10 protein-coding genes are annotated in these 7,948 nt (G+C 56.1%); 4 read left to right on the top strand and 6 right to left on the bottom strand.

Going from position 1 to position 7,948, the window contains the following annotated elements:
- Positions 1-205 precede the first annotated feature (205 nt).
- The 4 genes from KMAL_RS17375 (at position 206) to KMAL_RS15445 (ending at position 2,668) form a co-directional block, all read left to right on the top strand.
- Positions 206-376 carry a hypothetical protein gene (locus tag KMAL_RS17375; protein WP_167400174.1) on the top strand — a complete coding sequence of 57 codons (171 nt, stop codon included), beginning with the start codon at positions 206-208 and terminating at the stop codon, positions 374-376.
- A 46-nt stretch (positions 377-422) separates the two neighbouring features.
- Positions 423-1,622 carry a hypothetical protein gene (locus KMAL_RS15435; protein ID WP_110096395.1) on the top strand — a complete coding sequence of 400 codons (1,200 nt, stop codon included), beginning with the start codon at positions 423-425 and terminating at the stop codon, positions 1,620-1,622.
- Positions 1,623-1,711: 89 nt separating this feature from the next.
- Complete coding sequence (locus KMAL_RS15440) at positions 1,712-2,071, top strand: hypothetical protein (RefSeq protein ID WP_110096396.1); 360 nt, start codon at positions 1,712-1,714, stop codon at positions 2,069-2,071.
- Positions 2,072-2,116: 45 nt separating this feature from the next.
- Positions 2,117-2,668 carry a hypothetical protein gene (locus KMAL_RS15445; protein WP_110096397.1) on the top strand — a complete coding sequence of 184 codons (552 nt, stop codon included), beginning with the start codon at positions 2,117-2,119 and terminating at the stop codon, positions 2,666-2,668.
- A 453-nt stretch (positions 2,669-3,121) separates the two neighbouring features.
- Here KMAL_RS15445 and KMAL_RS17015 read toward each other — a convergent pair whose 3' ends face one another.
- From KMAL_RS17015 to KMAL_RS15470, 6 genes are all read right to left on the bottom strand, one after another.
- Positions 3,122-3,877 carry a hypothetical protein gene (locus KMAL_RS17015; protein WP_146044242.1) on the bottom strand — a complete coding sequence of 252 codons (756 nt, stop codon included), beginning with the start codon at positions 3,875-3,877 and terminating at the stop codon, positions 3,122-3,124.
- A 396-nt stretch (positions 3,878-4,273) separates the two neighbouring features.
- Complete coding sequence (locus KMAL_RS17460) at positions 4,274-5,758, bottom strand: restriction endonuclease (RefSeq protein WP_219811428.1); 1,485 nt, start codon at positions 5,756-5,758, stop codon at positions 4,274-4,276.
- A 172-nt stretch (positions 5,759-5,930) separates the two neighbouring features.
- Complete coding sequence (locus KMAL_RS15455) at positions 5,931-6,458, bottom strand: hypothetical protein (RefSeq protein ID WP_110096398.1); 528 nt, start codon at positions 6,456-6,458, stop codon at positions 5,931-5,933.
- Between the two features lie 12 nt (positions 6,459-6,470).
- On the bottom strand, positions 6,471-6,761 hold the full coding sequence (locus tag KMAL_RS15460) for a DUF4258 domain-containing protein (protein ID WP_167400175.1): 291 nt from the start codon (positions 6,759-6,761) through the stop codon (positions 6,471-6,473).
- Between the two features lie 135 nt (positions 6,762-6,896).
- The gene (locus KMAL_RS15465; RefSeq protein ID WP_110096400.1) at positions 6,897-7,265 is read right to left on the bottom strand and encodes a restriction endonuclease; all 369 of its coding nucleotides are present in this window, start codon (positions 7,263-7,265) and stop codon (positions 6,897-6,899) included.
- A 54-nt stretch (positions 7,266-7,319) separates the two neighbouring features.
- Entirely contained in the window at positions 7,320-7,685 is a 366-nt protein-coding gene (locus tag KMAL_RS15470) for a hypothetical protein (RefSeq protein WP_146044243.1), read from the bottom strand.
- Positions 7,686-7,948 lie beyond the last annotated feature (263 nt).

Raw genomic sequence — 7,948 nt, forward strand, 5'->3', positions numbered from 1 at the left:
CCGCCGCCTCAAAAAACAGAAAGGACAGATCCTCTTCTTGACCGCCCGCCCGACTATGCCTGAAATAGCAGATGGCTGGGTCAATTCCTGATGAAAAACCCAGGTCAGTTCTCAGTGAAAATCAACAACCTGGCGGACAGCTGGTCATTTCGCAGCAATCTGGTGGCGCGGGGCAGTCCGCCTGCCCTGATATCGGAGAAGAAAGATGACCGTACTGAAAAATCCCGAAACGTGGGATTATCCGGACACGGTGGACATAGCCAGGGAGAGCCGCGTGAAGCTGTCTCCGGAGGCGGAGAAGGCTCTGGAGGAACGCGTCAGGAAGGCGCGGCAGATGCGGGCGGAAGCCGACGCGGCCGCCTCACGAAAGGGCTGATTCCTGCCGCTCGTGTTCTGATCCTGCTGCCCAATCGCCGGTGCGCATGACCAGGCGCGCGGAAATCCTGGTCGATATCGGTGGTATAGCGTCCTGCCAGTGCGATGATGCGCTGGAAAGCCTGTTCAAGTCCGCGACGGAAACGCCAGCCCGGAACCCCACCATGCTGTGGGATGACGTTCCCAATCCGATCATCCGCAGACTGGTCGAACTGTTCACCCAGAAATATCAGGCGGTCCTGAAGCAGTTGCAGGACCGCTTTGGCCAGATCCTTACCGGTAAGGGCACAGGCTCGCTCCAGAAGGCGCTATCTCCTGGATGGGGACGGTGGACGCCTGAACAGGAGCAGGAGGCGCGTGCGCATCTGGAGCGGCATCCTCCCGAGGATTACACCCTGGATGACTGGATGCTGCTGGTCGAACTGCTGATGCAGGAATACCTGCCGCATGATGTCGCGGTGGACTGGGGCGACTGGCTGACGGTTCGCGCAACGCTGGCGGGAAAGGCGCAGGCCGCGTTCGAGGCGCGGGGCATCCGGGATGCCGAAAGCATCGCGAAAATGGCGGAATACATGCCCACGGGGTTCGGTGCGGTCCCGCGCAAGATCCTCACGCCGGTCGAAATGAAGACCATTGAGATCGCACGTGCCCGTGCGGCCGAGAACATCTCTGCCGTCTCCGACGTGGCGCGGCACAAGATGAAGAACCTGATCATCCAGCACATGGAAGCGCAGATGTTCGGGATGAAGCAGGGTCAGTTCACTGCCCTGCGGCAGAGCCTGTTTGATGCGTTCGGGGAACTGAACCGAGATTTTCGGCGCATTGCGGTCACCGAGGCAGGGGAAGCCTGCAACCAGGGCCTGATCGCCACCCTCTCGCCCGGGCAGCGGGTCAAGCGCGTGGAGGCCTATCGCGGCGCGTGCGCGTTCTGCAAATCGATCAACGGGAAGGTCTTTACCGTCGTCGCGCCCGACGCGCCGGAGCAGAACGGACAGACGCAGGTCTGGGTCGGGAAAACCAATATCGGGCGCTCTGCCGCCTCGCGGCGTCGTACCGACGAAGGGCTGATGCCCCGCAGCGAAAACGAGATGTGGTGGCCAGCCGCCGGCGTCCAGCACCCGAACTGCCGGGGCAGCTGGGTCACGGTGACGGATCCGGGGCCGGACGTCTCTCCCGCGTTCGTCAACTGGATGGACGGGATACTGCGCAAGCACGGCCTCAAGCCGGTCGGCGCATCGGACGCATAGCAACCGACATAGTCAGATTGCATGCATGCATGCAAAACACGTTTCTGTCGTGACGGCATGATGGGGCTCCATCATGGAGCGAAGCGATTATGCGCGGTTTTCTGACTTTCCTTGCGGTTCTGGCCTGCCCTGTGCTTGCCCTGGCGGCGAGCGTGGGGCCATCCAGTCCCATGATGCCCGAGGCTCCGGCGATCGTGGCCGCAGCCACATGGCAGGAGATTTTCCCGGCGGACACCCAAAATCATGGCGGCGTGTTCCAGAACACTTCTGCGGCGGTGGAGTATATCTGCCTGACGGGATGCTCGGGGGGCGATCTGGGTTCCACAGCGATTGCCGTCTATCCGGCATCGGCGACGAACCCCGGCATATTCCGGTGGGGGCCAGTCAGCGGCCCCATCATGGTCTATGGCGCAAAAGCGGGACAGACCTACAGCGCGTTCGGAGGCTGACATGCATGCTTGCAAGCAAATCGGCATGCGCGGAGGCGGTCTGCCATGCTGATCCTCCTGAAAGCCATGCCGCAGCATCCCCTGTCATGCTTCCATGAACCCACGGAAGGGCAGAAGCGGGCCGGAAATTATCGTAAGACAAAAACCGAGTTCGGAGGCCTGCCGATCACGATCGAGAATGAGGCCGGGAGTGTCCGGCGCGGTCGCGATCATGGCGGCAAGGAATGGGCTACCACCATGACGTGCCATTACGGATATATCCGGGGCACCGTGGGGGCAGACGGCGACCATTATGACGTGTTCATCGGACCGGATGAAAAGTCACGACGTGTCTGGATCATCCAGACCATGGCGCCGCCTGATTTTCGCAAGAAGGACGAGGAAAAGGCCATGCTTGGCTTTGGCAGCGAAAGCGAGGCCCGGGCCAGCTTCCTGCGTCATTACGACAATCCTGCCTTCCTGGGTGCAATCCGCGAGATGCCGTTCGACACCTTCAAGCGGCAGGTCATGGCGACCAGGGAGAACGGAGGAAAACTGCGGGATCCGAAACCGGTGAGAAAATGCTTTATCGTGCTTGGGCGTGAGGGCCCGGCATGATTGCGCCGCGTCATAGGATGTGGCGCGCGCTGATCTGGCTGCTGGTCCGCGAGGAACGCGCCCGGGTGCGCGCATGGGCCGCGATCATATAGGCGCCCCGGCGTCGGCGGCACACGGGTCGTAAAAAATAGGGGGCTGGCAGGCTGTCTGGTATGTTGATCAGACCGGCGACGACCACTACCTGATCACGATCATCGTGGTATCATGGACCATCTCCGTCGCCGCGTATCGCTGGTGATCTAGCGCGGCCATTCTATGCAGACCGAAGCTATTTTCGACGAGGGAATGCTTTGTCGTAGTACTGGCGAATGGGAGAAGCACGATCTGTCTGTGTCTCTTTATGTTCAAAAGGGCGTCTTTTCGAAAAAGTATGCAACTCTTTCAACCGTCGTTCAGCCACCTTAGCATCACCGTTAAATATACGCTGAAGGTCCTGATAAAATGATGAACCACTCATAACATTTTCCTTTCAGCTTCAGCCAGTGTGGCCAAAATAAGGCATAGGGGAGCCAATGAATTTGCAATCCTTAGTGTCTGTTTTGATCCATTCCCTATTATATCAATACGGTTGGATTCAATGTTCACAACCCCGATAGATTCATTGCTTCCCTGCGCTAAGCACAGTGGTAAGGAAAGCACACTTTCGTATTTGGACTCACTAAAGAATTTTCTGACTTGCTCTTGAACATCTTTGGGTACCTTATTTTGAAATTTAATCTTATTTTTATTCAATAGTTTAGGTTCTCCTTCTGCAAAGCAGGCAGGCGCGTTTGGTAGTGAATAATTTGTCTTGGTGGAACTTTCCAGAGGAAGACATATGCGGAAACCATTCCCGTTGTCATAACGTATGAGCAGAAGGAAACTGGAATAACTTTCTTTCTTATGGATCATAAATTCAGGCGGGACATCGCTGGGCGGTTCTGGTACCTTGAGCATAAAATTTACATTTATGTTCAGTTGGTCACTGTTAGGGGCGATTAGGCGTACAACGTCGGCCATAGCACCCATAACTTTTTTTGTCCCACCTTGTATTTCTTCTAAATCGTGACGATTTAATGCGCCACGAGCATAAGCGTAAGCTGTCGCTATTGATTTTCCTACTTTATCAAGGATTTCAGGGATTATCTCTTCTTTTGAAACGTTTTGAGAAGACATTATAGAAGAGACACGTTCTCGGTATTTGTTGTACCCATGGTACATATATGTCATATATAAGTCATATGAACTCTTTTTAATATTTACGCATGTTTTTGATAATTCTTTTATTTCCAAATATATATAAAAAAAGTCAATAATAATGTTAAGATAATTCCTCCTAATACCCCACCTATATAACATTTAAATAATTCTGTTTTATTTATATCACTAACGTATTGATTCCAGTCAGTGGTGAAAATACAAACTGAAGGTCCAATTATCCACAAAAGGTTCTTTACTCTTGGGTCATCTTTGAGGCTATCAGGCTTGTCTTTTTGAGAAAAACCAGCAGAAATGTAAAAATAACCAATTACACAACCTATAATCGTCAAAATTATATACATTAATACTCAACCCATATTTTTGCGTTTTATGAATTTAAGAATAGTTCTGGAATAATTTCCTGTGTCATGCCCGGATTGGTTCAACATTATTCGGTTTTGTGTTGAGTGATCTGGCCCATGCCGCAAGCTGGTCATGGTGGAGGAGCGTCACATTGGTGGTGCGGGCCAGCTGCTGGGCCGAGGCAGTGTATCGGGCGTTGGAGACGACGGCGGCGTATTGCGCGGCGTAGTGCAGGCGCGCGGCCGCGACCTGCTGGACCGCGGAATTGGGGACGGCGTTGCTGTAGAGCTTGCACTGCAGGACGATGCGGATGCCATTGCGTTCGGCCGTTACATCGGCGCCCTGGTCCCCGCTGCCGACCGTGGCGCGGGCGTTCCAGCCTTCGTTCGTGAGCACCTGGGCGCAGGCACGTTCGTAGGCATAGGGGTCCATGTCGTCGCTGAACGGGATATCTCCGTTCTGGTTGGGTTGGTTGGCGGCGGCTGCCTGGATGATGGCCTTGCGGTAGTTTTCATCCAGTTGTGGATTGGCCTGACGATTGATGCCCTGCAGGGCCGGCAGCGTCCAGATGACGGTGTTGAGGAAATAATCGATTTCCCGGTACCATTTGCCGTACTGGGGCGTCCCATAGTCGTCATAGGAGATGAGCTGCCATCGTTTCAGGCCCAGTGTCCGGGCGTGTTCGCGGATGGCGTCAAAGCCTGTGTTGATGCGCTGGTTGTACAGATCCTGCAGACGCTGCCGTTCGGCGACGGCGGCTGCGATCCTTTGCCGCTCCCGCTTGCCTGCATCGGCTATTGCCATTCCGCCAAATGCAAGGGTGCCAATCGCGCCCGCAATGATTCCGGTGATCACCCACGGCGTATAGTCGGTGTTCTGCGCTGTCTCGGGATAGGCATCAGGCAGGGAATTATTATCGGTCCTGGGAACCGCCTGCACTTCCGGCGCTGTGTTGGACAGAGACGGGACGGCGGTCTTGGGGAATGGATTGAAGGGCTGCGGCAAAGCGGTGCCCTGATCTTCAGCTGCTTTGGCAAGGGTGCCGATGGCGCTGGATGATCCGATCAGGGAAAAGTCCTCCTGCCTACCATTGAACGTGATTTCGACGTTGTTCTGTTTGGTCAGGTCATGGATGACGGCGGGGAGGTCTGACGCTGAGATCGACTTGGCAAAGATGGTAGCGGTATTATCGCTGATACTTGAATTGAACCTGAAAGGGTAATCGCGTCGTGCGAGTGGCAGGTCGATCTTCAGGTCGGGAAAGAGGAGGGAAAAATCATACACATCTGGCCGCAAAGCAATACCTGTCAGAACGACCTCATGCGTCGAGGGCAACACCACGACAGCCAGTTCGGCATCAGAAGATTTTGAACTGGTTATCAGAATATTGGAGTTTTTGAGACGCTGTGTGAGCCAGTTACCCGGCGGGCTGTATAGACCGCCAGTTCGTGTGATGGGCGGTAGTGTTTCGCTGTCGTCCGAGGGCATGGCATCCAAGGGCATGGCAACGGAATCAGCGTGGGCTCCGGCAACCGAGAAAAGAAGCATGGCGGCAGCCAAGCCAACAACGTGTCGCAGTCTTGTCGTCAAGGTTCCCAGCCCCCGATGTTCTGCATGTCCGATATCACAGAACATTTCGGGAGCGGGTTAACGGGATGGCATGGCAGGGATGCTTATGACGTGCCTGTGGTTGCCCCTATCGCTACAATGGCGCTTGGGATCAGGCAGCCATGGCCTTAGGAATCGTATCCCACTCGTCCAGTTGCGTGACCTGAGCGGGTAGGGCGCGCCGGACCATCCGGATCCGTGGAGCGGTCTGGCTGGCACGTGGCTTGATGGGGGACAGCGATGTCACGGTTTTCGGGTCCACGCTGAAATGCGGGAAACGGTCGCGTAGCGTGGTCACCACCACCATGCGCATCTGCTTGTCCGCCCACTGGCCGACTTGCTGCTTGCCATTCTCCCAACGGGAATAGGTAGCCGGGTCCATCATCAGGATCTTTGCCATCGCACCGGAGGACAGGTCCAGCACGTCGCGCAGGAACCGGATCTCCTGCGGCAGCAGGCCGGTCGGGATCAGGACGCGCGCCATCGCCACGGCGGCCGCAAGCCCTTCCATGTCGGGCACGGAAACCCCGATCACTTCCCCGGTGGTTTCGTCAATTTCCTCTTCCGCGGCGTCAATCAGCGTCACCGCGTAAGGCAGCCCCAGGCCGTCTTCCTCGTACGAGGGCAGTGTTCTGAACATGAATTCTTCCTTTCAGCGGAGCGCCATGACCGTGATGATACGAATGATACAGACGTCATCTTTCAGAGTGACAACCACGCCTATCCGGCGACCGTCATTATCGGTCCCGACCACGCGCCAGGCTTCATCACCGTTCAGTGGTGCTTCGATTTGATCAATGTTGCCGCGACGGAGCACGCGCTCCGCGATCAGCTTGGAGATATGGCGTTCCTGTGAACGTTCCTTCGCATGGGCTGTCCATACGATCCTTGCCCCTTGCGTGATAGCGTTCTGCAATCTGCGACGTTCTGCATCGTGCGGCACCGTAATCTAGTCCTCACAGGAAAATTAGGAAGTTTTTGACGTACCGTCAAGTGGGATCGCTTCACTCGTGAGTGTCCAGCGATATGCGCTACCGTTCGCCGGTATTCAGTGGGAGGTCGGTTTAAGGTCCGGGCATCATGCCCGGATAGGCTCCACATTGTCAGGCATGCCATTCAGCGAAGCTGCCCATGCCGCAAGCTGGTCGTGGTGGAGGAGCGTCACATTGGTGGTGCGGGCCAGCTGCTGGGCCGAGGCAGTGTATCGGGCGTTGGAGACGACGGCGGCGTATTGCGCGGCGTAGTGCAGGCGCGCAGCCGCGACCTGCTGGACCGCGGAATTGGGGACGGCGTTGCTGTAAAGCTTGCACTGCAGGACGATGCGGATGCCATTGCGTTCGGCCGTTACGTCGGCGCCCTGGTCCCCGCTGCCGACCGTGGCGCGGGCGTTCCAGCCTTCGTTCGTGAGCACCTGGGCGCAGGCACGTTCGTAGGCATACGGGTCCATGTCGTCGCTGAACGGGATATCTCCGTTCTGGTTGGGCTGGTTGGCGGCGGCTGCCTAGATGATGGCCTTGCGGTAGTTTTCATCCAGTTGTGGATTGGCCTGACGATTGATGCCCTGCAGGGCCGGCAGCGTCCAGATGACGGTGTTGAGGAAATAATCGATTTCCCGGTACCATTTGCCGTACTGGGGCGTCCCATAGTCGTCATAGGAGATGAGCTGCCATCGTTTCAGGCCCAGTGTCCGGGCGTGTTCGCGGATGGCGTCAAAGCCTGTGTTGATGCGCTGGTTGTACAGATCCTGCAGACGCTGCCTTTCTTTCTGCGCATCTGATTTCTGTTTTCTGTCATGTTTACCCAGCGCCGAAATCCCCATGCCCAGTATCGCGAGGAAGCCAATTCCGCCAAAGACTTCGGCTGTCATGATCAATGAATCCCAGTTGTTGATTTTCACTGAGAACTGACCCGGGTAGGGCGGAAATTTTCATCGAGATTTGACCCATGCCTTCACACTCCCCGGCAGCATCTGCTGGGGGTTTGAGGAGTGATTGACATGGAGTTTCTGAGTGTGATCCGTCGGTGGCACTGCCGGGATCATCTTCCGATCCGCGAGATCGAACGCCGGACGGGACTGTCACGCAATACGATCCGGAAATATCTCCGGGCACAGAGTATTGAACCGCGGTT

The organism is Novacetimonas maltaceti (genome assembly GCF_002906255.1).
Taxonomy (GTDB): Bacteria; Pseudomonadota; Alphaproteobacteria; order Acetobacterales; family Acetobacteraceae; genus Novacetimonas; species Novacetimonas maltaceti.

What these genes read in the sequence shown, in the direction of transcription:
- KMAL_RS17375 (WP_167400174.1), top strand. Translation starts at nt 206, where the DNA reads ATGACCGTACTGAAAAATCCCGAAACGTGGGATTATCCGGACACGGTG.
- KMAL_RS15435 (WP_110096395.1), top strand. Translation starts at nt 423, where the DNA reads ATGACCAGGCGCGCGGAAATCCTGGTCGATATCGGTGGTATAGCGTCC.
- KMAL_RS15440 (WP_110096396.1), top strand. Translation starts at nt 1,712, where the DNA reads ATGCGCGGTTTTCTGACTTTCCTTGCGGTTCTGGCCTGCCCTGTGCTT.
- KMAL_RS15445 (WP_110096397.1), top strand. Translation starts at nt 2,117, where the DNA reads ATGCTGATCCTCCTGAAAGCCATGCCGCAGCATCCCCTGTCATGCTTC.
- KMAL_RS17015 (WP_146044242.1), bottom strand. Translation starts at nt 3,877, where the DNA reads ATGACATATATGTACCATGGGTACAACAAATACCGAGAACGTGTCTCT.
- KMAL_RS17460 (WP_219811428.1), bottom strand. Translation starts at nt 5,758, where the DNA reads ATGCTTCTTTTCTCGGTTGCCGGAGCCCACGCTGATTCCGTTGCCATG.
- KMAL_RS15455 (WP_110096398.1), bottom strand. Translation starts at nt 6,458, where the DNA reads ATGTTCAGAACACTGCCCTCGTACGAGGAAGACGGCCTGGGGCTGCCT.
- KMAL_RS15465 (WP_110096400.1), bottom strand. Translation starts at nt 7,265, where the DNA reads ATGGACCCGTATGCCTACGAACGTGCCTGCGCCCAGGTGCTCACGAAC.
- KMAL_RS15470 (WP_146044243.1), bottom strand. Translation starts at nt 7,685, where the DNA reads ATGACAGCCGAAGTCTTTGGCGGAATTGGCTTCCTCGCGATACTGGGC.